Here is a 24,659-nt window from a genome sequence, read left to right as displayed (position 1 = left end):
ATACGATATTTGGTTGAATTTAAGTGCTTTTCCTATTGCCAATTCATTAGAAAAGTATTTTTAATTTAGAAGATTAATTAAAGGGCATTTATGAAAAAACTTATTAATGGTATAACTGACTTTAGACGCAATATTTTGCCTGGATATAGAGAAACATTTGCAAAACTTGCCTTAGGACAGTCTCCAGATGCCTTATTTATAGCTTGTTCAGACAGTCGTGTTGTTGCGAACTTATTTGCTTCTACCGATCCCGGAGATGTTTTTGTTATTCGAAATGTAGGTAATATGATACCTCCATGCAGTCGTAATGGATACTCTGTGGGAGACGAATCTGAAGCGGCTGCCATTGAATTCTCATTACTAACCTTAAAGGTTTCAAGCATTATTATCTGTGGTCATTCTGAATGTGGTGCCATGCAGGGAATTCTTCAAAATCGTCTTACAATTTCTTCGCCAAATTTAAGGTCATGGCTACAGTATGGTGAGTCGGCTTTAAAAAAATTAAACGATGGTTTTGAAATAAATAAAGGATTAAAACCTCATAATCAATTATCACAGATAAATGTATTAGAGCAAAAAATTCATATGGAAACATACCCAATTGTTCAAGAACTAATTAAACAAAATAAGTTAAAAATTTATTGCTGGTGGTTTGATATTGCAACGGCAGATGTATATTCTTATAATGAAAAGGAAGGAAAATTTAAAATTCTTGATGATGAAGAAGCTGCTTTAATATTAAGCACATTGGAAGTTAAGTGAATTCTAATAATTCACTGTTTTGTTTAATTAAAGAGCTTTTTTTATATCTTTTTTTATTTTTTAAGATTAAGTCAAATTTTTTTATAAATTATCTTTCCATTTTTAAAATTTTAGGATATCAAGATAAATGACACTAAAATATTTTTTTAACCAATTAAAAATCATAATGGTTAATTGCGAATATGATTTACTTGAATGGGGTTTCATCTTTGAGAAAAATATTGCCTGCATTTATCTTATTAATTTTAAATCTCTTTGTGATATCGTCTTGTGGCAAGAGTTCAAACTCAAATAGTTTTACTCAAGATACCCAAAAATTTTTTTATAGTAAAAATTCTAATTCAAGTATTCACGAACATTCACAACAGCCTACAAATTACTATATTGTGTCTCATGTTACCCCAACAAATAGCGCTTCTACTTATTTCCCCTCTGATGTTAATGAAATAAGCGATAATCACCAAAGTTATTTTTTAATTAAAATAAATGAACTTAATAATTCAAAAATTATAATTTCTTGTCAAAATATTATTTGTAAATTTAATAATAATTCATACCCATATGAAGAAGTAAAGGGACTTTCAAAGCTATTAATTAAATTAAATTTTCCAGACAAAATAACTGGGCTAAGTGACGAAAATGGTTATAAATACACAGCTACAAAAATAGCAGATTCAAACGAAATAAAAAAAATAAATAAAATTTTCACAAATTATAAGTCTTAATTTTATCAATATCAAATTCATCAAAATTTTAAATTTCTTATTTTATTCATTAATAAATATTAAAAAAAATTTTCTAACAATAATGAATAAATTCTTCAAAATCATTAGAGTAAGAAATGAATTAAATAGTCTAGATTATGATAAATTTCGTTTAGATGACCCAAGAGGGGCGAATCATAAATTAAAAATATTGAAAAGTGATAATGCTAAAAAATCAATAAATTCTATAATTAAAAATATTGTAAATAATTACAATAACGAGATTCAATATGATTTAAATAAAGTCAATTATAATGAAAAAACCTTAGAAGTTTTTAATATAATTATGAAAAATCTTGAATTTAATGCAAGTTTAATAGCAAATCGTTCATAAGTATTATTAATAAATTCTTTTAGAGCAAGCATCTTCGAATTTTTTTAAATAATTATATATTTCTCTTTTATCAAAACTAAAACTAATTAAATCTTTCGGAGTTCTGCCATGTTTATTTTTTTCGGTACTTAATCTTGGATTTTTATAAATTAAGGATCTTATAATTTCCATATTTCCACTTAAAGCGGCAAGATGTAATAAAGTATTTCCATCTATATCTTTCATACTAATATTTTCATTATCTTCAATGAATTTCTTTGTTGATTGAAAATCATTATTTTTTAATGATGATAAAGGATCCTTTTGATCTGCTTGTAAATTTCTAAATGAATCTATGTGAGTAAAATTCGTTTTTTTAGTTTCAGGTTTAGACGAAAGGGGCATTATCTCTTTTTTATTTTTATCTATTTTTTTAATTATAATATTGTTACTCTCTTCTTTTTTTGTTTTTTGTATCAAACTAAAAGATGAAGATTGATTGGCAAATTGAAAAACAGGGCTTTTCTCAGATAAATAATTTGCTTTTGTTATTTCATAATTTATATTTTTAATAGGAAAAGCAATTTCATTTTTAGATAATACAATTTCAACTTCTGATGCATATACTAATTCTTTTTTCATAAATGAGTTAGTATCCATTTTGTTATTTTTTGAATACTTAAATTTTTTATTATTAAAGTAATAATCTGTATATTTTATAATATCACCATTAAATGGAGCATCTTCTTCAGGATATATTTCATTATGTTTGAAATTTTTATAAAATGTTAATCTATTATAATTATTTTTCTTAGTAATATTGCTTATTTTAGGATGTTCTAATAATAATTTAAGGATGTCATAATCCTTAGAAAAAGCAGCACACCTATCTGCAAACTCAAACACTGAAATATTATCATTATTTTTATATATAAAATTAACGTCTAAACTAGGATGTCTCAACAATATTTCTAATTTATCTTTGATATTTTTTTTAATTAAATAATATAATATGTTAAAATTTCTTTCAGAATCAGTATAGTTAAGATCAATATTTTTTTGTGATATAATATAGTTAAAGGAATAATCGCATAAATTAAAACCGAAATAGCATAATAATTTATTTATATTTTGAACATAGTTAATATCTTGATTTTTTCTAAATCCAATGAATGAAGGTTTATATTTTTGAAATCGATCTGAATTAAAATTTGTTAAATTTATAAAATATATCGGTGTATTTTTTGTAGTTAAAATATAAAAACATGAAGAAATCATCGCCTTAATTTCATTAATTAAATCAGTTGCATTTTTTTTGACTCTATTTTTAAAAGGAGGTGAATTGGTATTTGGATCATAAAAAATAATGGCATATTGATTTGTATCAATAATTGGTTTTATATAAAGAGCCATAGCGTGTTGAGGTGAACAAACAAGAATTTTTAAATCAATATCCCCATTTTTTTTTATATAATCTTTAAATATTTCAGATATATTATCAAATAGAGGATTATTAGATTGATCTCTTGTAAAATTACAAACTGAAACGTCATTATAAATTAAAGATTCTCTCGTTAATTCATCAAAATTTTGTATATATTTTTTAAATCTCAAAATCTCTTGATTATGCTCTAAATTTTCAAACCTAATAAAACTTTTAGAATTATAATGATCTTTTATATATTCAATAGAAGAAAAAAACCAATCTAGACTCACTTTATTTTTTTTAAAATCTTCTGATAATTCATTTAAAATTGAAGATTGATTCTCATCATTTTTTAGTTTCAATTTTCTTTTTGTATAAAAAGCATCGTGTAAATTTAAATTTTTTAAATTGCCAATTTCATTTAAGCAGCATAGGATCCATACTAAAGATAAACCTGCGCAATATCCGTCTCTAATGCCAAAAAAATTTTGCAGAATTTGTCCTGAATTAATGCAATATCCTTCAGAAGAATCAATTTCTGAAAGATACTTAGTAAACCAGTTTTCCACATTTTTATTTTGATTTAAAGTCAAATTAAAACTCCTAAATTAACTGTGGATTCTTAACAGCCAAAGTGAAATTTTTCCTTTTAGATGGCTATATGAGTCATCAAGCAGGATCCTAATTCAGGTTATAAGATCTAGTTGCTATAAATTGCATCAATAAAGTGCGTTTTTGAGTAATATTTCATATAAGAGTCATTTTTGTGTAATATGGCACGAGATTTTATTCATGAGAAATGAAGCTCATTTTATCGAGCTTCATATATAACCTATAATAAATATTAGTAAATTTTATAGACAATATTATTTGCAGAAAATTAAGTATTCATCTTATAGATTAAAGTTTATTAGATAAAAACTTCCAAGCACGTAAAGTCTCTGCAACGCCCCAAGCTTGCGCAATACATCCTCTAGGTTTATAAGGACTTTCAGCATCAAATATTTCACTGATAAAACCAATTCCCGCTTCATTGATATGTTTTTCCAAGGGCTCTAAAAAACCTATAGCAACAGAAGCATTTAATGTTACATTATAATAAGCTATAGCATAATTTCCAAGTAACCAGCTCCAAATTGTCCCTTGGTGATAAGCACTATCTCTTTCAAAAGGGGTTCCAATATACTTATTTTTATAATCGTTTGAATTTTTTGATAGACTTTTTACACCAAAAAAAGAAACAAGATTTTTCCCACATATATCAATAATATTTCTTTTTTGATATTCGTTTAAAGGAGAATAATTTAAAGAAACAGCTATAATTTGATTTGGTCGTAAAGATTCATCATTTCCATTAGGCCCGTCAATGACGTCGTAACAATATCCTAAATTTTCATTCCAAAAACGTTCGAATCCCTGTTCAATTAAATTGCTTAATTGAGAATATTTTTTTTTATCCTGATTTAAAATATCTGCAAAATATTCCATATTTTTAATAGCATTATACCAAAGTGCATTTACTTCAATCGTTTTTCCAATTCGAGGAGTAACAACATAATTTCCAATTTTGGCGTCCATCCAAGTAAGTTGACATCCTTCTTGTCCTGCAAATAAAAGTCCATCATTGGGATCGCATTTAATATGGAATCGTGTTCCTTTTAAATGATGTTCTATAATATTTTCTAATTTTGAATAAATTTCTTTTAAAAAAGGAAGATCCTGAGTTAATTTAAAATAATTTGATATTGCTTCAAAGAACCACATAGTCGCATCAACAGTATTGTAGTCAGGTATTTCGGAGTCATCGGGAAAACGATTTGGCAGCATTCCTTCGCTAATATAATGCGAATAATTTTCAAGAATAGATTTTGCAATATCAAATTGTTCTGTTGCGCAGCATAAACCAGGGAGACTTATCATTGTATCCCTACCCCAGTCCCCAAACCAATGATACCCAGCAAGTATACTTTTTGCTTTTTTATCTTTTTGATTCGCTCGATTTACAATAAAAATATTTACAGAATAGATTAGTTGTTCAATCCATTTTGGAGTATATTTTGTGGTTTTTTTCCAATTTTGTAAAAGAATCTGATTTTGTTTTTTTATCTCTTGAATACTATTTACAGAATTAAAATTATTTTTTTCTTGATATTTATTTGTACTTATTTTTATTTCAGAAATTTCATTTAATTTTAATTTAGTATAAAACGAAGAACCTAATATATGGTTTTCAATATGATCAAAGCCTCTATTGAATTCTTCTTGAAGGTCATAATTTGAATATAAAATATTTTCTATTTTACTAGTTAAAAAATTTGAATTGATTTCAAATAAAAAATCATTTTGATGATTTAAAAAATCAATTGAATTTCCATTTTCAATTGATTTAATATTAATATAATTTAAATTTGAAAGGTGATGAAAATTTCTATTATTTACAAAAACATCACATTTTAACTTTATAACTTTATCGGTATTTGTAGATAGTAGTTTGTAAGTAATATAAACAATATTTTGTTCAATAGGAACTATTATCCTTTTTTCAATAAAAGTACCATTACAATTATAAACCCAAACAGGAATATTTTCATCTAAATAAAAACATTCTAAATGAATAAATCCTTTTGGAAATAAATTATTGTCACTTGCCCATTTATTTGAACTTAATAAAAATAATTGATTTTCTATTTCAATCGTTTCTTCAATTTTAGAAACATATAATTTTCTACTAAGTGGTGGTTTATCTGAATAGATAAATAAACCATGATATCTTTTATTTAAAATTCCAGAAATGGTTCCTGAAGCATAACTCCCTAAACCATTTCCGATAAGCCATTCCCGATAGATATCTTGTTGAATAGATTCTTTATTTAAGTAACAAAAATGCTCTGAATTTTTTTTAGGTTCAAGCATTAAATATCCTATGCTTTATTTAATCACACCACATAAAATTCTTTTGCCTGCATTACCAGCTGGAGCTGTTTTTTCATCGTCAGGATCGGCATGAATTACAAAAGCCTTTCCTGAAACTGTATATTTACTGTCTTTATTTAGAGTTAATGGAGATTTAACTGTGATATCAATCATGACAACACCCGATGGATTTGCTTTGATGTTTCCAAGATCTCCAGCGTGCTGGTGATCATATTTTCCAGCTGCAATTGAAGTGCCATGGACGTGTTCCTTATCTGGATTAAAATGTCCTCCTGCATTCATAGCGGCTGGATCGGAACAATCTCCTTTTTCATGGATGTGAAATCCGTGAACACTATTTGGCTCTAATCCAGTTACTTTACCAGTAATTTGAATACCACCTCCAGAAAGCTCTACAACAGAAAGCATTGCTTCTGCTTTTGAGCCGCTTTTTGGCATTAAAGTAACATCTTGTTTAAGTGAATCTCCCTTAGAAGTTTCACAAGATACAATTAAAAATGCTGTTGATATTATTCCACTAGCAAAGAGAAACTTACGATTCATTTCAAAATCCTTTCATAATGAATTTAGCCTTTTTTCTTTCTTTTCTTTTATTTCCATTATAGTCGTTGAATGTAATGGTTGAGCTTTTTCTTTTGGATTCATATATACTTTAGCAAAAGCTACTGCAATTGCCGCTTCTGAAAAACCAGTTACGATAAGATCTAATTTAGCAGAATATTTTGCAATATCGCCAGCAGCAAAAATACCTAGTAAATTTGTTTCCATTTTTTCATTTACACAAATGCCATTGCCAGACAAATTAAGTCCCCATTCTTTAATTTTTCCTAAGGAACTATTAAAACCAAACATGATTAAAGCATCATCAACTTGAATAATTTCTTCTCTATGATCATCTAAGCCTTTAACTAAAACTTCTTTTAATTGACTATCCCCATAAAATCCCGCAATTTCCGAATTTAAAATAACTCGAGCATTTGATTTTTGCAACTTATTAACAGAATCATCGTGAGCTCTAAATTTATCGGATCGATGAACTAATGTAACAGATTTTGCTATCGTAACGAGTTCATTAGCCCAATCTAATGCGGAATCACCACCACCTGCAATGATGACATTTTTATTTTTATAAATAGATTTTTCTATAACAGCATATGAAATGCCATTGCCTTCAAATTTATCGGCACCTGGTGCTTGATGTTTTTTGGGACTATAGGAGCCAACTCCTGCGGCAATGATTATCGTTTTTGTAAAATGAATTCCTCTATTTGTTTGGAGTTCCCATATTCCATCCTGATTTTTTGACAGACCTTCTGATGTTTCATTTAAACAAATTTCAGTTTGATATGGTTTTATCTGCTCAATTAAATTATCTACAAGATCACGAGCCAATATTTTTGGAAAACCAGCAACATCATAAATATATTTTTCTGGATAAACAGCGGTAAGTCTTCCACCTAATGCCGGCATGGAATCAATTATTTTACAACTTGCATTTCTCATTCCTGCATAAAATGCTGTAAAAATACCTGTAGGACCACCACCTAAAACGGTTATATCGTATATTTTTTCTGTCATATTAAATCTCTTTTAAAATATATAAAATAATAATTATATTAAGTTGTATAAAAAATAATTATTATTTTTTAGTCTTTTTTAAAGTTACTTGTTAAACGAATTTCATCTAACAAAATATTTGCAGCCTCTTTTAATTGAATATCATTTTTTCTTACAACTTTGGTAGAAAACTCTGGAGTATCTTCGTCTTCTGATAAAAAGCTTAGCTCTTCATTTGATGTCTTTAATTTATCAATTTTTTCTTTTTCTTTTTCTTTGGAAGCTGTATCCTTATTGTTTACTATTTTTTTCTCTTTCGTTTTTAAACTATTTTGGGCAACATTTTTCTCTTTATCTTTATCTTTTGTGTCTTTGTTCTCTTTTAAGGAAACTAAAGTATTTTTATCTTTACGGGCTTTATTAATAGCGTCTACAATTTTTTTAAATTCTGCAGATTTATCAACACGCTCTGAACTCATTTTTTGTAATTTAGATATATCCTCTTTTAAATCGCGCTCAGGTTTAAAATCACGTGAAGCCTTTATTGTTGTATAAGGTAATGCATAATCATTTTCTTTTTCACCAATGTCTGTGGCATCTATGATATCGGGAATAATGATATCGGATAAAACACCTTTTTCTTGGTTACTTTTACCACTAGGTCTAAAAAATTTAGCAATGGTAACATGAATAGCGCCATCGGTAGAACGACCACCCGTGCCAGGCACCTCAAATACCGTTTGCACAGTTCCTTTTCCAAAAGTTCTGGAGTCGCCTAAAATAAGACCTCTTCCATAATCTTGAACTGCTCCCGATAAAATTTCAGATGCAGATGCTGTGTATTTACTTACTAAAATAGCTAGAGGGCCCGTGTAGGCAGGTTCTTTAACTTCAACAGACAAAGTTCTTACATTTTTTTCTTTATCTTCTACTTGAGTGACAATAGGATCTTTAATAAATAATGCAACAATTCTTTGTGTTTCAGATAAATCGCCACCACCATTTCGTCTTAAGTCTACAACGATTCCGTCTACTTTAGATGCTTTTAATTTTTTTACTTCACGTAACATATCATTTGATGAACTGCGGCATGAGCTTGGATTATCTTGGCATCCTTTATAGTCAATGTAAAAACTTGGTAAGTTAATGATACCTATTTTTTTATTATTTATATTTAAAATATCACTTTTAGCTTCACTATCTTTAATTTGAACAACAGCTCTCTTTAAAGTAACTGTAAAACGATTCATTTTTCCATCAAGATCTTTTCTTAAGATAACTAACTTAACAATTGTGCCTTCTTTTCCACGAATAAGTTGCACAACTTTACTTAAGTCCATTTCAATCACATCTTGAATTCCAGACCCATCACCTGAATCAACGGCAACAATTTTATCATTCTTTTTTAAACGTCCATCTTTTGCAGCTGCTCCTCCAGGAACAATGGCATCTATAATGGTATAACCATCAATCCCTTTTAAAGTAGCGCCAATCCCTACAAACTTTAAACTAAAGTCCATTTGAAATTGCTGATTATCTACAGGCGTTAAAAAACTAGAATGAGGATCTAATGAAAGAGCAAAAGAATTTAAAAATAAAGAATAAATATCGTCCGTTGATTTACCCTCAACATCCTTTTTAATTAAGTCATATCTTTTTGAAAGACGTGTTTTTATTTTTTCAATTTCATCAGAATCTTTCATATTTAATATAATAAATTTAATTGTTTTACGCCAGCGATCCTTTAAGTCTGCAGGTGAGTTTGCCCAGTCCGTTTTTTTTCTATCGGTTTCAATAAATTCTTCTTTTGTGAAATCGGGTTTTTCATTAAGTGCTGATTTTGCCAATATAGTAGCTTCATTTAAGCGCTTTTTATAGCGTTCGTAAATTCCATTTTCACCCGTTATGAGTCTACAATCATAATTATTAATATTTTTAAATAAACTAGGCTCTTGTTTTGCAAATTCAGATATGTCTTCTTTTGTAAAATAAAGTTTTCCAGGATCAAGAAGTTTTATGAACATATCAAATGTTCTTTTTGATAATTCTTCATTAAAAGAACGAAAATCATAATGATTTTTTAAAAAGTCTTTCATTCTGTCTGATAAAGTCGAACAGGTTAGAAATGGGATTGTTGATTTTGTTGCTTTTTTAGGACTCTCTTCAGAGATAGCAAATTGAAAAGAAGGAATAATTTTAAAATATTGTCCTATTGGAACAACAATAGCTATCGCTGCGATTGTAAACAAAATTTTTCTTTTAGGTAAAGTCATTGAAAAGCTCTCACTTTCGTGTAGGAATTCTTAAATTCCTTCTTGAAAATCTTGATGGAATTGAAGACATATCTTCATCCTTATCTGTGTACACAATTGTTTTTTCCTGTGCACGAAATGAGCGAGTAATATTTGTTCCACTTTTAAACTCGCTTAAATTTTGTTCACTATATGCTAGACTATCATTTGTCTCAACAAATTTACCATTGAACCAGTAAAAAATCTGTCCTTGATGAAATCGAATTCGCGCTTCTCCAGCTGCATCGACTCTTTCATGAAGCTCATCTAAACGTGATTTAATTCTTTCATAATTATCATCAAATAAAGCAATAGCTAATGAAGTTTCTTCCTCATCTGCTCGAACCGTAATACGATGACTAAATTTTTGCTTTAATTTTTCACGAAGAGAGCGTAAAACGCGATCGCGATCTGTAACCATAATTTCGGGATCGAGATCAAGTACTATATACAATGAGGCTAAATACATGGCGCACCCTAATGAAGCAAGGGTTGAAAAAAAAAGAGAGCACGTCCCCCAACCTACAATCAGAAGCTGGGATTCGCAATTTTTGAGTTGCTCTGAGTTGTTCTTTCCTATTATGCCATATGGACAGATTTTTTCAAACAACTCAGATTGGCCTAATTTATACGATTTAAATGACAAAAAGCCAGAAGGAATCAAATCTTGGTCTGGGCACAATATACGGTTTGTTCTTCAAAAAGGAAGCCGAAGTGCAGAAGGGTTTGAAAGTCTTTATGAACCTAGAATTTTTTTAAAAGGAGAAGTTCGAACACGGCTTCAAAATTGGCACGATTTTTATAACGCTCAGATCTGGTATACTTTTCCTAAGTCAAAATCAGCACTTAACATGAGGCAATTTATTTCGTTTGATGAACATGCTGTATTCCCATGGAAAACCTCTCCTCCCTCGCGAATGAGGGAACAAGATTATATGACTATGTTTGATGAAGGTGGCTGTATTTTGGTTCAAAGCGGATCTTTTTCGATACCCTTTCTATTTGGCCATGCTGTTTATGAAAGGATGATTTTAGGAGACCATAATATATCTATGTGCGCTATAAATATCGAATGTGATGAAAGTTTTCTCAATCTTGAAATAAGGTTACAGAATGAGATATTAGATAAAACTCTATCTAATGTTCTTTCAAATAGAAAGACATACTATAATAACCCACCTTTTTATACTCTCCCTATGGAATCTGCTGTAAAATTTTATGACAACTTTAAAAAACGACTCGCAATAAATCAAAATTAATTTTTAAAAATGACATTCAAATGAACATTAAATGAAAATTTTAATTTTACTCTTGGAAATTTAAAAAAAATAGCATATATTTTGAAAACGTGCCTTCTCATATTTAAATTTTGTTGGCATTCATGATTTTTCTTTCAAAAGTTTGAAAGATTTATATAAATGGTTCCCTTTAGAAAGGTAAGCCACATGTATCACCTTAAGTGTTTGTGCAATTCAAAACGATCTTTATCTCATTCTAAATTATTAAATCTAAATACAATTTGCACAATTACGACCACCACATCAGGGATCACCCCTACATCTATTATTACGTTAAACTAATAACGTATCTTTATTTTTTCAATTAAATAAAAAAATAAAAAATAAATAATAAATTTTTATTTATTATATAAATCAATCTGCTTTTAAAGAGGAAAGTATGAATCATTATATTGTGCATAAATTTGGCGGATCAAGTCTTAAAAATGCGAAAAGTTTTTTTGAAATTAACAACATCATTCAAGAAAAAAATAGTATTATTGTTGTTTCAGCAACAAAAGGAACTACCTCCTCACTTCAATCTATACTTGAATTAGCAAAAGAAAATCACTCCTATCTTGAAATATTAGAGACTATTCAGAAGAATCATTTAATTATTTGTGATCATATTTTAACAGATAATAAACAAATTGTAAAAAACAATATATTGGAAGATTTCAATATTATTAGAAACATTTTAGAAACTGTAAAACAAATATCATTTTATTCAAGTGAAATTCAAGATTATGTGATTGGCTTTGGTGAAATTTGGTCAGCAAAAATTTTGAATGCGTATTTATCACAATATCATAAAAGTGAATATTTAGATGCTTCTAAAATTATTTTTACTTATTATAAAAATGAAATTCAATGTATTGACTGGGGTTTAAGCCAAACAAAACTAAATGAATTTTTAAAAGATAATCCATTTGACAGACTTGTTGTAACAGGATTTATAGCAGCTGATATTCATGGAAAAAGAACAAATTTAGGAAGAAATGGGAGTGATTTTTCTGCTTCTGTCTTTTCTAATTTATTAAATGCAAAAAAACTATATATTTGGAAAGATGTAGATGGAATTTATAACGCAAACCCAGAAAAAGTAAAATCAGCATTTCCGATTGCAAAGGTTTCCTATAAAGAAGCATTAGAATTAGCTTATTTTGGAGCTAAAGTAATTCATCCAAAAACAATAGCGCCTGCACTATTAAAAAATATTCCAATTTATATTAAAAACACATTAAATCCTAAAGGGGAAGGAACATTAATTTCAAATGATTCTGAAAATTCAAAGTATTTAATTAAAGGAGTTACAAGTATTGAAGATGTTTCTTTAATTAATATTGAAGGAGCAGGAATGATTGGTGTTTCGGGGATTGCTTCTCGTATCTTTGATATCATTCAACGTGAAAATATTTCAGTCATTTTAATTTCTCAAGCTAGCTCAGAATATTCAATTTGTTTCGCTGTTTCTCGTTTGAATTCTGAAAAAGCTTTAAAAGCATTAAATATCAATTTAGAATTTGAATTATCAAGAAAACAAATTGAAAAAATTTCTGTTAATAATCATTGTGCCATACTTGCTATTGTTGGAGAGCAAATGGTAGGAACTTTAGGAATTGCTAGTAAATTATTTTCAACTTTAGCAAATGCAAATATAAATATAACTGCAATTGCCCAGGGTTCTTCGGAAAGAAATATTTCTGTTGTAATAGACAAAAAAGAAGTAAACAAAGCTTTAAAAGCGGTTCATTCTGGTTTTTACCTATCTCATAAAACAGTCTCCATCGGTTTGATTGGTTGTGGCCTAGTTGGCAGTGCTTTAATTAATCAAATAAATGAAAATTGTAAAATATTAAAAGAAAAATATAATGTGAATTTTGTGATTAGAGGAATCATGAATAGTAAAAAAATGTTACTTTCTCATGATTTTATAGATTTAGAAAACTGGAATCTTCTTATAAAAGACAATGCAATCGAAGCAAATATGTCCGAATTTGTAAATCATATGATAGATGATGATGTAACACATTCTGTTGTGATTGACTGTACTGCTAATAATTTAGTTGCAAATGAATATTTAAACATGATGGAAAAAGGAATTCATATTATAACACCCAATAAACATGCTAACTCTGGCGATATTATTTATTATAAAAATCTAAAAAAATTAGCTTTAAGAAAAAACTCTCAATATTTTTATGAGGCAACTGTTTGCGCAGGGCTTCCTGTAATAAACACATTACAGGATTTAATTAAAACTGGTGATGAAGTCTACAGCATTGAAGGAATTGTTTCAGGAACTTTAAGTTATATTTTTAATGAAATGTCAAAAGGAAAACTCTTTTCTGAATGTGTATTAGAAGCAAAAAATCTTGGTTATACCGAACCCGATCCAAGAGAAGATTTATCCGGAAATGATGTTGCTCGTAAATTAATATGTTTAGGGAGAGAAATAGGACTTAACCTTTCATTTGATGATATTACTGTAAATAGTCTTGTACCAGAGCATTTAAAATCATGTTCTTTAAATGAATTTATGGAACGTATTTCAGAATGTGATAAAATAATGGGAAAATTTGTCGATAGCGCAAATCAAAAAAATGAAAAAATTTGTTATGTAGGTTCAATAAATAAAGACGGTAATGTAACAGTGAATTTAAATTCTTATGGAAATAATCATCCATTTAATCGCCTACAAGGAACTGATAATATGATTATTATAAATACAAAAAGATATCATAAACATCCTCTTGTTATTCAAGGCCCAGGGGCTGGTGCTGAAGTTACGGCAGCCGGAATATTTGCAGATATATTACGCTTAACTTCATCTTTAAATTGAGGAATAATTTTATGATTAAAAAAAATTTAAAGTCTGTTAGTGCGTTTGCTCCCGCTACATGCGCCAATGTAGCGGTTGGTTTTGATATTTTAGGATTCGCTATACATAATGTAGGAGATATTGTTACTTTAAAAAAAAGGGACGATAATCAAATTATCATTGTCGAAATAAGTGGAGAATCAAATATTCCGTTAGAAACCTCAAAAAATGCGGCTTCTGCAGTTGTAAAAAAACTGTGCGATGATCTTTCTATTTCAACTGGATTTTCTATTTATATTCAAAAAGGAATTGCCATTGGATCTGGAATGGGTGGATCCGCAGCCTCTTCCGTAGCAGCGTTGGTTGCTTTGAACGCATTTCTTGAAAACCCATTATCTAAAAATGAACTTGCAGAATATGCTCTTTTTGGTGAAGAAATTGCATGCGGACATAAGCATGCAGATAATATAGTTCCATCTCTTTTTGGTGGAATGACTTTAATTCAATCATCGAATCCCATTAATGTAGTTACATTACCTTCGCTTGAAATATATAATATAGTCATTCACCCACATTTAAGAGTTAATACTAAAGATGCTCGAGATGCATTACAAAATGATTTATCATTAAAGTTACATGTTAAACAATGCGCTAATTTAGCAAGCTTTATTTCGGCTATATATAAAAATGATCTTGAGCTTTTAAAAAAATCAAGTGAAGATTATGTAGTTGAACCACAGAGAGCTAAATTAATACCTAATTTCTACGAAGTAAAACAAAGTGCAATGGATTCGGGCGCAATTTCAGTATCTTTTTCAGGATCGGGACCAAGTCTATTTGCTTTTGCAGAAAATGAGTTTATGGCTAATAAAATAGCTAAAAATATGCAAGATAAATTTAAAGAATATGGAATTGAGTCTGATTTTTGGATTTCAAATTTTAAAGCTCAAGGTGCATACATTAAAGAAATAATTGAAGGATAAAGATATGTTGTTTATAAGTAGTCGGAATAAAAATTTAAAATATTCTTTAAGTGATTGCATTAAATTAGGACTTGCAAAAGATGGTGGTTTATTTATTCCAGAATATTTTCCAAAAATAAATTTAAATGACTTTAATGTAAAAATGAAAATTCCAGATTTTGCTGCGATGGTTTTAAATGGTTTTTTTGAAAATGATATTTTACAAAATAAATTATCTGAAATTTGTGATCAGGCTTTTTCTTTTCCTATTCCCCTAAATAGGATTAATGAGAGCACTTTTATTTTAGATTTATGTAAAGGTCCCACTCTATCTTTTAAAGATTTTGGAGCTCGTTTTTTGGCAGAATGTTTATCAAGAATAAATAACAAAAATAAAGTAACAATAATGGTTGCTACTTCTGGTGATACAGGATCAGCTGTAGCAAGTGCTTTTTATAAAAAAGAAAACATAAATGTTATTATTCTTTACCCTAAAGGAAAAGTATCTAAAAAACAGGAACAACAACTTGCATGTTGGGATTCAAATATTTTATCTTTTGCAGTAAATGGTACTTTCGATGATTGTCAAAAGCTTGTAAAAGATGCTTTTCAAGATGAATGGTGGCAAAATGAAATGCATATATCAAGTGCGAATAGCATTAATATAGGGCGTCTTTTGCCTCAAATTGTATACTATGCTTATTCAAGTTACCAATTCTTTTCTTTATATAATAAGAAACCAAACTATATTATACCTACTGGAAATTTAGGAAATGCTACAGCTGCTTTTTGGGCTAGAGAAATGGGTTTCCCTATCAATGAAATTTCTTTATCTACCAATGAAAACAAAGTGATTTGTGATTATCTTTCTTCGGGAACTTATCTACCTCAAAAGAGTATTTTAACATTAGCAAATGCAATGGATGTGGGGAATCCAAGTAATTTTGAGAGACTCTCTCATTTGTTTCCAGCCTATGAACTTTTTAAAAAAAATATTATGGCAATAAGTGTAGATAACATAAAAATATCGCAAACAATACAAGAAGTTTATAATAAATATAATTATATTATATGCCCTCATACGGCAACTTCATTTTATGTAAAAAATAAATTAAATTTAGATCCATCTATCGTTGTATCAACTGCAGACCCATGCAAGTTTGATGATATTATTGAGCCTATTATTTTAGATAAAGTTCCAATTTCAGAAGAATTAAAAAAATTATTAAACAAAAAACTTTCTTTTATAAATATTGAGCCAAACTTGACTGAGTTAAAAAATAATATTAATAAATGATTTTTAACAGATACCTCCTCATTTATTATATAATGAGTCATTCATTTTGGAAAAATATATGAAATCAGATGAAAATCCTAAGGCTCTTAAACATAAACTAGGTAAAAATTATTTTATACGAATGAATGAAGCGATTAGTCCCATTTATCCTAAATTTGATAAAAAATCGTTTTTAAAATATCATATATCTTTAGAAAATTTAACTTTAAAAGAAAGGGTTTCAAAAATACGAGATATATTATATGAACTTCTGCCAAAAAATTATAATGAAGCTATTTCAATATTAATGAAAACTTCATCTTCTCCAAAGCTCGAAGATTTTGATTTATGGCCTATAACAGATTATATCCAATTTTATGGCCAAAATGATAAAGAACTTTCACTTAAATCTTTAAAAGAGTTAACAAAATTATTTACAAGTGAATGGGCAATAAGACCTTTCCTTATTAATGATACACAAAAGACTCTTTCTTTTTTAATAAATTGTTCTGCAGATCAAAATAAACATGTTCGCAGATGGGCAAGCGAGGGATCTAGACCAAGGCTACCTTGGGGTGAACAACTTAAAAGTTTTATAAAGGACCCTAGCCTAACCCTGCCTATTTTAGAAAATTTAAAATTTGATGATGAACTTTATGTTCGTAAAAGCGTTGCTAATCACCTGAATGATATTTCTAAAGATCACCCAAATATTATATTTGAATTATTGAATAAATGGAAAAAAGAGGCTAATTCAGAAGAAAAAAAAGAAAAATTAAATTGGATTATAAGGCACTCACTAAGAAATCTGATTAAAGAAGGAAATCCAACTGCACTCTCTTTTTTAGATGTATCTACTAAATTTGATATTCATATTGAAAACATTTTTTTTAATTCAGACAAAATATATATGGGAAAAAATTTAGAATTTTCATTTATCATTTCCTCTAAAATGAAAAAACAACAAAATTTAGTTATAGATTATCGTATTCATTTTTTACGTGATAAAGGAAAATCTTCTATTAAAGTTTTTAAGCTAAAGAATATTTCAATTTCTCCTGCTGATAGAATTACAATAACTAAAAAACACTTATTTAAAGAGATTAGCACTAGAAAATATTATAATGGAGATCATAAACTAGATATTCAAATTAATGGAAAAGTAATAGAATCAAAAACTTTTAAAATATTTGGAGCAAATCAAATAAAAAAATAATTTTAGTAATATTCATGGTATAATAATATTATTATTTTTTATAACATTCCATAATTGTTTTTTATAACCCGTACAGGAGGATGAAATAATTAAATCATTACGAATTTCAAAACAAATAGATAGTGCATTATTTATAATAATATAATTATGTTCTCCCACATTTTTTATTTTAAAAATTTGACCCGCACTATTGCTGCTACATTTACTAAATGTTAATTTAGTATTTTCACTAAAAAATTCTGTTTGCAAACATTTTGATTCATCTATTGCACTTTGTATTTGGCCTGTTTGTAGAAAATTTAATAATGTATTTTCTGAGTCGCAAGAAGAAACAAGGACGGATTCATTATCTATTGCTAAACAGCTCTCATTATTTTCGGTATTTCTTATTTTTATATTTTTTAAAGAAGATAAAATTAAATTATTTTTATTATTTAATAAAATATTGAGATCTGTTCTAGATTTTGAACATTTTTCTAAAATTGCTTGACCTTCTTTATTATCTACACAATATCTTTCTCCCGTTTTTAAATTTAAATAACTTAATTTAGAAAAACCATCATATTGCCATATAAAATTTTGAATTGGTTCATAAGCTTTGGCACGAATCTGTCTATTAATAGCAAATGGAGTATTGATAATTTTGCCTAAATTTGCAAGATAGGCATTTCCATCTTTAGTGATTGAAATATAATTTGCTGAATTACAATCTTCTCCAAAAATAAAATCATTTTCATTATTTAATAATAAACATTTATTTGTATTACTATCTTTTAATATTTCTGCTATAATGTAATTATCTGAAGTGGCTTTATACATTTTACAAACCCAGCCATAGGGTGAATATATTTTCTTAAATTCATTTATACTATCCATACAGTCTATTTGGATTTTTGGTGAAATATATTGATATTCTGAATTATCTTTTCTTTTATAACTTGAAAGATATAATTTTTTTTCAAATATTTCATTACTCAATAAGTTTTTTTCTAGATTATTAATTTGATTAGTTTTAAAATAATATATTTTAGGAGAATTAATTCTTCCAAAATCTGAATTTTGGACTAATTTTGCTGATAAAATATGATCAGGATGCTGTCCTTCACGTCCATCTTCAAAAAAGACTCCATATGGGTCAGTTGCAAAAATAAATTGAGGATTCTCAAGTGAAAATATTGAATTTATATAATTTTGTATCTCTTTCCAATTATATTCTGTTTTTTTTCCATTAATTGTTCTAGTTGTTTTATTAGAATCATGAAATAATTCTGCTAAAGTTACTCCAAAATGAGAATTCGAACTTGAGCTTGAGCTACTTGGTAATCCTAAGTCTTGTATTTCTATCCATTGTCCATTTTGTTTCGTTAAAATAAATTTATGAATTTCTTTTCCATTTATATATTCCCAGCTTTCTAACCAATTTGGTGATGAAATACCAATCATTTGTGCATAAGCTGCTTTACTACCTTCTATGCTTTCAATATAATTATCATGAATATTATAACCTGCTGTTAAATGAACTACTTTTATACAAAGCCCTTTATCAATTTCTTTTTTAATTCTAGGATTCATAAAATAAAGATCATCATTTGCATGAGCAACAATTACAAATATTTTACCTATTTTATCACAGTAATTTTGGGCATAAATAATTTGAGGAGTTAATAATATAAATTGAAATATATAAATAAAACAGTAATTTGTGAAATTTTTAAAATCAATAACCATTGTCCTATCTCCAAGATAGGACTAGCTTATCGACAAAATTTTATTTTTCTTCTACATCAAATGTCATCATCATGCCTGAAGTCAAATGCTCAGCGATATGACAGTGTGACATCCATTTTCCAACATTTGAAGCTTCTAATAAAATTTCAACTGTATCTCCTGTTTTTACAAGAACAGTATCTTTCCAAACAAAATTTGTATTTTTAATACCTGAAGTACTTAACACTAAAAATCTTTGCCCATGAAAATGGATAGGATGCTGCATAGGGTGTTTGGATTTAGGATCATTAAAAATACTAATTTTATAATAATTGCCTTTTTTAAAGTTCCAATGGACATCCATATTTGTTTTTTTGGTATCTAAATCTAAAAGTTCCCAAACAACATCTTTTGATGTCATCATAGAATTCATTTCAGGCATAGTATCTTCCCATTCTATTTTAGGAGGATTTTCTTCTGCATGTTCCATTTCCATTTTTACAGTTAGTAATAATTTTTTGTCGATTGGTTTATCAAAATATGGTTTTACTTTTTCAATTTCAGCAATCATATCTTTATCATTATGAATTTCATTAAATATTTTAATATAACTATTTTTGCTTTTTTTGTTTGTTACTTTTATTTTACCTAAATTATAATTCTTCTCAGGACTTAAACTTTGAATTGGATATATTCCTTCTTTTTCAAATAGAACATCGACAGTATACCTTTCAGAAGGTGCAATAATAATACTTTTAACCCATTCTTCTTTTTCAAAAGAGCTTGCATCACCAGCAATCAGTTTCATTTTTGTATTTGGTATAGCAAATTGAAATGTCCTCGTATTTGCTGTATTTGTTAAATATAATCGGACAACATCTCCTTTATTAACGTCAGCTGAGAAATCAGAAATACCATTGATTAGCATGACATTTCCAAATCGACCCATGGCAGCATAATTAGCATAGTTTTTATAAAATGGTTGAGCATTTTTATCTAATAAAATATCATCTAATACAATAGGAATTTGTTTATTAAATGGTTCTTCTTTTTTCGCAATATCTTTAACAAAATAATTTCCATATAATCCCATGTCTTGTGAATAATCTTCCCTTACATGGGGGTGATACCAATATACTCCTGTATCTGGAAATTTAAGCTCATAGACAAAAGATTCACCTGGTTTTACAGGAGCTTTTTGGCCTAATCCAACAGCGCCATCATAACGATAATCTAATCGGAGACCATGAGAATGCAAAGTTTGATCACTATCGGTTTGATTTATAAATTTTATTTTAACATGAGATCCTTTAGTTACTTCAATAATTGGCCCAGGAATCATTCCATTATAAGCATATCTGCGAATTGTCTGACCCCCAATTTTTTGTTTCACTATGGAAGCAATTAATATAAAAGTTTCACCATCTTTTAATTTAACAACTTGTGCTTTTTTGACAAAGTTTAAATTTTTTATAGATTCTGAAAATTTTTCTTCATTTGAATTAGAATCTGATTTATTCATATGCATAGAATGTGCATTTTTATTTTCATATGCTAAAGCAAATTTAGTAATAAAAAAGAACCCTAAAAGAAAAAACGTTTTATTTATATAATTCATAAAATTCCTTATTAATTAAGTTACAGAATTAACGACATAACCACCATCTATAAAAATACATTCACCTGTAATATAGGTAGAAGCATTAGAAGATAAAAGAAATATTATTCCATTTAATTCAGAATATTCACCAATTCTTTCAAGAGGAATTGTTCGTTTTATCGTTTCTTGACCTTGTGGACTCAAAATATAATTTCTATTCATATCGGTTTCAAAAAAACCAGGAGCAATTGCGTTTACTCTAATTTTATATTGTGCGAATTCCAAAGCTAATTTTTGAGTTAAAGAAGCAACAGCAGTCTTTGAAATACCATACATTGGATTTCCAATTCTTGTTCTATTAGCAACAGTTGAAGAAATATTAATAATACTTCCCTGTATTTTTCGAGTAGACATATCTTTTGCTGTGATTTTAGTTAAATTCCATAAGGCTTTTAAATTTGTATTAAAAACCTCATCCCAATCGTCTAAATTTGTTTCAAAAATAGGCTTTTTTACTTTTGGAGAATAACCTGCATTATTAATAAGAACATCAATACCATTTATGCCCTGAAATAAATCTGTTAATTTAATATCGACAGAATTATAATCTAAAATATCTAAAGGTAATATAGTAATTTTACCAATTTTATCTTGAGCTTCATTTTTTAAATCTTGTAATAAATTTACTCTTCTTGCACAGGCAATAACATGAGCACCTGCTTCGACTAAAATTTTGGAAAAATGTCTTCCTAAACCAGTTGAAGCTCCTGTAATTAATATTTTTTTATCTTTAACAGAAAATATTTTATTTTGCATATATTTATTCCATAGAGATTAAATCATTCAAATTTGACGCCTACGGCATGTAACCATTCAGGCGTAGGATTTAAAATTTTTCTTGCTTCTAAATCAAAAAAGGCTAAAACAAAATTGGCTTCAGTACATATTTCGTTTTTTGAGTTTATTATTTTTTGGGTTAAATTTAGAATTTTCGATTTTGCATCAGTACAAATTGTTTCAATATTTATTTTTTCTCTTAATTTTATTTCTTTTATAAATTTTAAATTTGCCTCTAAAACAATGGGGCCTTTTTTTAATTTATGAATTTCATTTAAGCCATATCCATTTATAGTAATAAATTCCCATCGAGCTTCCTCAAATATTTGCATATAAACAGCGTTATTTACATGACCAAAAGAATCTAAATGATTTTCTTTAATGATCATTTCATAGTTAAACTTGGAAGCTTCTTTAATTTTAGTCATAAAACTCCTAAAAATAAATTATGGAAATCAATTTTGCCATAACCCCTATCTTCCTGTTATAACATTCGTAACAAACCGGAACAAGAACCGGTAATTTAAGGACTTAAGATGTTTAAGAAAAATAATTTAATAAAATTATGTATGGCAGTTTTATTTATTCAACACGCCAATGTTCAATGTAAAGAAAATATAGTTTTAGAAGTTAACCCCTTGCTTTTAATAAATCAAGGAATTGGATTAAATACAGAGTTTGCTTTAATTGAGAACTACTCTATTGGATTAAATTTAGAATATTTTAGGCAAAATCCTTATATGGCAAATGGAGTTACTGCAAATCGTTATATTTATACAGCAGCTCCCTTTTTACATTATTATTTTTTTACGAATAAAATGTATGGTCCTTTTGTAGGTGCAAAAATAAATTTTACCTATTCTCAGTCTAGTATCTCAGATTCTGATACAAATTTTCAATACAATATTTTTTATGTAGCCCCTGTATTACAAGCAGGATACCGTTTCATTAGTGAATCTGGATTTACAGTTTCTGCCTATGTTGGTATCGGTATTAAAAATAAAAAAAATACTTTTGATATTAGTGATTTTCCAAATTCAAAAATGGATAATTCAGATTGGAAGCTTGCTAATGAAAGATTACATAAAAATGTATCCCAATTTCAACCTGATTATGGGCTAACTTTGGGATACATGTTTTAATATTTATAAATAATATTTAAAAAAATCAGTTTTTTAATTTACTGAATAAGATTTTTCTTGAATTTCTACTTCTGCAATTCCACCATGACCTGACAAAATCAATTCAATATTTTTCTCGGCCATTTCTGATGGTAATTTTGTTCTTTGAGATAGATACATAATTAATATAGAAAACGCTGCTAAAACAATAAAGTCGTAGCCAACTGTGATTATTTTTAATCCACCTTCAAAGGATCCAAATTTAGTTAATACACAAAGACCAGCAAGGTAAACAAATATCCATGAAGCATTTTTCCAAGTTGAGATATTTTCTTTTACTTCTTTACGATAAATTAAACGAGAAAGATAAATAAAGAAACCAACAAGTACAGCAATAAATAACTTACTCATTATCTCCCAACCAGACCAAAAAAGCATAAGGTTACAAATATAAAATGCAACTAAACAAAATAATTTATGCATTGGAAGACGAAATGGTCTATGTAAGTCAGGTTGTTGCTCTCTTAACGCAACAATACAAATTGGTACAATGGCGTATCCAGCAATCATTGTAGAAGACAAAAAAGCAACCATTCCTTGCCATCCAGGAAAAGGTAAAAAAGCGAGCATTCCAAAAAAGAAATTTACCCAAACGCTTGTTATTGGAATTCCTTTTTTATCAATTTTCTTTATCTGTTCTGGAATATAACCATTTGCACTCAATGCATAGAGAACACGAGAACTTGATGCTGCGTAAACAATACCGGCCCCAAGAGGAGAAACAATAGCATCTACATAAAGCATATAGGCAACCCAAACGACACCAAGAGTAACTGCTAATCCAGCAAGAGGTCCTGCATCCCCTGCAAAAGCCAATCCTGACCATCCATTTTTTAGAGCTTCTTCAGGAATGGCTACTAAAAAGGAAATTTGTAATAAAATATAAAGTAAAGCCCCTAAGAGAACAGACCCAATAATAGCTTTTGGAATATTTTTTTGGGGATCCTTTGTTTCAGCTGCCATCATAATTCCAATTTGAAACCCATTAAAAGAAAATACGATCCCAGCTACAGCTAATGCAGAAAGAATTCCATGCCATCCATAAGGAGCAAAACCTCCTGCTGATTCTAATGTTAAATTATTTGTTCCTTTAGCGTTTAAGAAAAAGATAATTATGGCAATGGCAGGAACAATTATTTTCCAGATGCTAAATATTTTATTAGTATCTGACATGAATTTTACACCACGTGTATTTATATAAACCAGCAGTAGCATAAGTATTGTCGCAATAATATAACCACTTGCTGTTAAATGATGAATATTGTTTTCAACTCTTGTCAAGGAAGGAAAAAAATTAGTCATATATTGAATGGTTGCTTGAACTTCTATGGGTGTTAAAACTAAAAATGAAAGCCAAGAAATCCAACCAAGCAAAAACCCAGCTAATTTTCCATGAGTAAAAAATGGGTAGTTAGCAATACCGCCCGCAATTGGAAAAAGGGTACCTAATTCAGCAAACGTTAGAGCGATGATAATAATAAATACAGTTGCAATTAACCAAGACACAATAGCAGCAGGACCAGCGTGTTGGGCGGCATATAAAGAACTAAAAAGCCATCCGGACCCAACCATCGCTCCAATAGAAGCGAACATCACACCACCAGCACCTATTTGTCGTTTAAATTGCATAAATTATCTCCGAATCAAAAGTTTCACTAATGTAAAAACAACACATGGTTTATATGAAAACGAGTCTCTTGTCTAATGAAACTAGAGTCGCAATCATTTCATATAA

At 28.4% G+C, this 24,659-nt stretch carries 20 protein-coding genes; 9 read left to right on the top strand and 11 right to left on the bottom strand.

Annotation, left to right across the window (positions count from 1 at the left end; translation table 11 throughout):
- Positions 1 to 90: 90 nt before the first annotated feature.
- From GCL60_RS02630 to GCL60_RS02620, 3 genes are all read left to right on the top strand, one after another.
- Positions 91 to 762 carry a carbonic anhydrase gene (locus GCL60_RS02630; RefSeq protein ID WP_153418310.1) on the top strand — a complete coding sequence of 224 codons (672 nt, stop codon included), beginning with the start codon at positions 91 to 93 and terminating at the stop codon, positions 760 to 762.
- 209 nt (positions 763 to 971) lie between these two features.
- Complete coding sequence (locus GCL60_RS02625) at positions 972 to 1,487, top strand: hypothetical protein (RefSeq protein ID WP_153418309.1); 516 nt, start codon at positions 972 to 974, stop codon at positions 1,485 to 1,487.
- Between the two features lie 82 nt (positions 1,488 to 1,569).
- Positions 1,570 to 1,860, top strand: coding sequence for a hypothetical protein (locus tag GCL60_RS02620; protein ID WP_153418308.1), 291 nt, complete (start codon positions 1,570 to 1,572; stop codon positions 1,858 to 1,860).
- Between the two features lie 6 nt (positions 1,861 to 1,866).
- Here GCL60_RS02620 and GCL60_RS02615 read toward each other — a convergent pair whose 3' ends face one another.
- From GCL60_RS02615 to GCL60_RS02590, 6 genes are all read right to left on the bottom strand, one after another.
- Positions 1,867 to 3,858 (bottom strand): ankyrin repeat domain-containing protein, encoded by a 1,992-nt coding sequence (locus GCL60_RS02615; protein WP_153418307.1) that lies wholly within the window; start codon positions 3,856 to 3,858, stop codon positions 1,867 to 1,869.
- 307 nt (positions 3,859 to 4,165) lie between these two features.
- Positions 4,166 to 6,178 carry an amylo-alpha-1,6-glucosidase gene (locus GCL60_RS02610; RefSeq protein WP_153418306.1) on the bottom strand — a complete coding sequence of 671 codons (2,013 nt, stop codon included), beginning with the start codon at positions 6,176 to 6,178 and terminating at the stop codon, positions 4,166 to 4,168.
- Between the two features lie 15 nt (positions 6,179 to 6,193).
- The gene (locus GCL60_RS02605) at positions 6,194 to 6,742 is read right to left on the bottom strand and encodes a superoxide dismutase family protein (RefSeq protein ID WP_153418305.1); all 549 of its coding nucleotides are present in this window, start codon (positions 6,740 to 6,742) and stop codon (positions 6,194 to 6,196) included.
- A gap of 12 nt (positions 6,743 to 6,754) precedes the next feature.
- Positions 6,755 to 7,777, bottom strand: coding sequence for an NAD(P)/FAD-dependent oxidoreductase (locus GCL60_RS02600; protein WP_153418304.1), 1,023 nt, complete (start codon positions 7,775 to 7,777; stop codon positions 6,755 to 6,757).
- Positions 7,778 to 7,845: 68 nt separating this feature from the next.
- Positions 7,846 to 10,029, bottom strand: a complete 2,184-nt coding sequence (locus GCL60_RS02595; RefSeq protein WP_153418303.1) for a carboxy terminal-processing peptidase — start codon at positions 10,027 to 10,029, stop codon at positions 7,846 to 7,848.
- A gap of 10 nt (positions 10,030 to 10,039) precedes the next feature.
- The gene (locus GCL60_RS02590) at positions 10,040 to 10,516 is read right to left on the bottom strand and encodes a hypothetical protein (RefSeq protein ID WP_153418302.1); all 477 of its coding nucleotides are present in this window, start codon (positions 10,514 to 10,516) and stop codon (positions 10,040 to 10,042) included.
- Here GCL60_RS02590 and GCL60_RS02585 point away from each other — a divergent pair.
- The 5 genes from GCL60_RS02585 (at position 10,515) to GCL60_RS02565 (ending at position 17,599) form a co-directional block, all read left to right on the top strand.
- Entirely contained in the window at positions 10,515 to 11,306 is a 792-nt protein-coding gene (locus GCL60_RS02585) for a DUF3025 domain-containing protein (protein ID WP_153418301.1), read from the top strand. The two genes, GCL60_RS02590 and GCL60_RS02585, sit on opposite strands and share 2 nt — an antisense overlap.
- A gap of 418 nt (positions 11,307 to 11,724) precedes the next feature.
- On the top strand, positions 11,725 to 14,166 hold the full coding sequence (thrA, locus tag GCL60_RS02580) for a bifunctional aspartate kinase/homoserine dehydrogenase I (RefSeq protein WP_153418300.1): 2,442 nt from the start codon (positions 11,725 to 11,727) through the stop codon (positions 14,164 to 14,166).
- Positions 14,167 to 14,177: 11 nt separating this feature from the next.
- Positions 14,178 to 15,128, top strand: coding sequence for a homoserine kinase (locus tag GCL60_RS02575; RefSeq protein ID WP_153418299.1), 951 nt, complete (start codon positions 14,178 to 14,180; stop codon positions 15,126 to 15,128).
- A gap of 4 nt (positions 15,129 to 15,132) precedes the next feature.
- Positions 15,133 to 16,404, top strand: a complete 1,272-nt coding sequence (thrC, locus tag GCL60_RS02570) for a threonine synthase (RefSeq protein ID WP_153418298.1) — start codon at positions 15,133 to 15,135, stop codon at positions 16,402 to 16,404.
- Between the two features lie 58 nt (positions 16,405 to 16,462).
- Complete coding sequence (locus GCL60_RS02565; RefSeq protein ID WP_153418297.1) at positions 16,463 to 17,599, top strand: DNA alkylation repair protein; 1,137 nt, start codon at positions 16,463 to 16,465, stop codon at positions 17,597 to 17,599.
- 12 nt (positions 17,600 to 17,611) lie between these two features.
- Here the strand turns inward: GCL60_RS02565 and GCL60_RS02560 are convergent, their stop codons facing one another.
- The 4 genes from GCL60_RS02560 to GCL60_RS02545 are packed head-to-tail and all read right to left on the bottom strand — an operon-like array spanning position 17,612 to position 22,171.
- Positions 17,612 to 19,327 carry a ricin-type beta-trefoil lectin domain protein gene (locus tag GCL60_RS02560; RefSeq protein ID WP_153418296.1) on the bottom strand — a complete coding sequence of 572 codons (1,716 nt, stop codon included), beginning with the start codon at positions 19,325 to 19,327 and terminating at the stop codon, positions 17,612 to 17,614.
- Between the two features lie 40 nt (positions 19,328 to 19,367).
- On the bottom strand, positions 19,368 to 20,924 hold the full coding sequence (locus GCL60_RS02555; protein ID WP_153418295.1) for a multicopper oxidase family protein: 1,557 nt from the start codon (positions 20,922 to 20,924) through the stop codon (positions 19,368 to 19,370).
- 15 nt (positions 20,925 to 20,939) lie between these two features.
- A complete protein-coding gene (locus GCL60_RS02550) occupies positions 20,940 to 21,722 on the bottom strand; it encodes an SDR family NAD(P)-dependent oxidoreductase (RefSeq protein WP_153418294.1) in 783 nt (260 codons plus the stop codon).
- A gap of 23 nt (positions 21,723 to 21,745) precedes the next feature.
- The gene (locus tag GCL60_RS02545; RefSeq protein ID WP_153418293.1) at positions 21,746 to 22,171 is read right to left on the bottom strand and encodes an acyl-CoA thioesterase; all 426 of its coding nucleotides are present in this window, start codon (positions 22,169 to 22,171) and stop codon (positions 21,746 to 21,748) included.
- Between the two features lie 108 nt (positions 22,172 to 22,279).
- Between GCL60_RS02545 and GCL60_RS02540 the strand changes: the two genes are divergently transcribed.
- Positions 22,280 to 22,885: a DUF3575 domain-containing protein gene (locus GCL60_RS02540; RefSeq protein ID WP_153418292.1), complete on the top strand. Its 606-nt coding sequence runs from the start codon at positions 22,280 to 22,282 to the stop codon at positions 22,883 to 22,885.
- Positions 22,886 to 22,918: 33 nt separating this feature from the next.
- Here the strand turns inward: GCL60_RS02540 and GCL60_RS02535 are convergent, their stop codons facing one another.
- Entirely contained in the window at positions 22,919 to 24,553 is a 1,635-nt protein-coding gene (locus GCL60_RS02535; RefSeq protein ID WP_153418291.1) for an APC family permease, read from the bottom strand.
- Between the last annotated feature and the right edge of the window lie 106 nt (positions 24,554 to 24,659).

The sequence above is a fragment of the Silvanigrella paludirubra genome (genome assembly GCF_009208775.1).
GTDB lineage: Bacteria > Bdellovibrionota_B > Oligoflexia > Silvanigrellales > Silvanigrellaceae > Silvanigrella > Silvanigrella paludirubra.
Note: the sequence above shows the minus strand (reverse complement) of the source record. Positions and strands in the feature narration are given on the sequence as shown.

Bases quoted from the DNA above. Each gene is read 5' to 3' on its own strand.
- GCL60_RS02600 (WP_153418304.1), bottom strand. From the start codon at position 7,777: ATGACAGAAAAAATATACGATATAACCGTTTTAGGTGGTGGTCCTACA.
- GCL60_RS02620 (WP_153418308.1), top strand. From the start codon at position 1,570: ATGAATAAATTCTTCAAAATCATTAGAGTAAGAAATGAATTAAATAGT.
- GCL60_RS02585 (WP_153418301.1), top strand. From the start codon at position 10,515: ATGGCGCACCCTAATGAAGCAAGGGTTGAAAAAAAAAGAGAGCACGTC.
- GCL60_RS02630 (WP_153418310.1), top strand. From the start codon at position 91: ATGAAAAAACTTATTAATGGTATAACTGACTTTAGACGCAATATTTTG.
- GCL60_RS02610 (WP_153418306.1), bottom strand. From the start codon at position 6,178: ATGCTTGAACCTAAAAAAAATTCAGAGCATTTTTGTTACTTAAATAAA.
- thrA (WP_153418300.1), top strand. From the start codon at position 11,725: ATGAATCATTATATTGTGCATAAATTTGGCGGATCAAGTCTTAAAAAT.
- GCL60_RS02565 (WP_153418297.1), top strand. From the start codon at position 16,463: ATGAAATCAGATGAAAATCCTAAGGCTCTTAAACATAAACTAGGTAAA.
- GCL60_RS02535 (WP_153418291.1), bottom strand. From the start codon at position 24,553: ATGCAATTTAAACGACAAATAGGTGCTGGTGGTGTGATGTTCGCTTCT.
- GCL60_RS02560 (WP_153418296.1), bottom strand. From the start codon at position 19,327: ATGGTTATTGATTTTAAAAATTTCACAAATTACTGTTTTATTTATATA.
- GCL60_RS02575 (WP_153418299.1), top strand. From the start codon at position 14,178: ATGATTAAAAAAAATTTAAAGTCTGTTAGTGCGTTTGCTCCCGCTACA.
- GCL60_RS02605 (WP_153418305.1), bottom strand. From the start codon at position 6,742: ATGAATCGTAAGTTTCTCTTTGCTAGTGGAATAATATCAACAGCATTT.
- GCL60_RS02540 (WP_153418292.1), top strand. From the start codon at position 22,280: ATGTTTAAGAAAAATAATTTAATAAAATTATGTATGGCAGTTTTATTT.
- GCL60_RS02555 (WP_153418295.1), bottom strand. From the start codon at position 20,924: ATGAATTATATAAATAAAACGTTTTTTCTTTTAGGGTTCTTTTTTATT.
- GCL60_RS02590 (WP_153418302.1), bottom strand. From the start codon at position 10,516: ATGTATTTAGCCTCATTGTATATAGTACTTGATCTCGATCCCGAAATT.
- thrC (WP_153418298.1), top strand. From the start codon at position 15,133: ATGTTGTTTATAAGTAGTCGGAATAAAAATTTAAAATATTCTTTAAGT.
- GCL60_RS02545 (WP_153418293.1), bottom strand. From the start codon at position 22,171: ATGACTAAAATTAAAGAAGCTTCCAAGTTTAACTATGAAATGATCATT.
- GCL60_RS02595 (WP_153418303.1), bottom strand. From the start codon at position 10,029: ATGACTTTACCTAAAAGAAAAATTTTGTTTACAATCGCAGCGATAGCT.
- GCL60_RS02550 (WP_153418294.1), bottom strand. From the start codon at position 21,722: ATGCAAAATAAAATATTTTCTGTTAAAGATAAAAAAATATTAATTACA.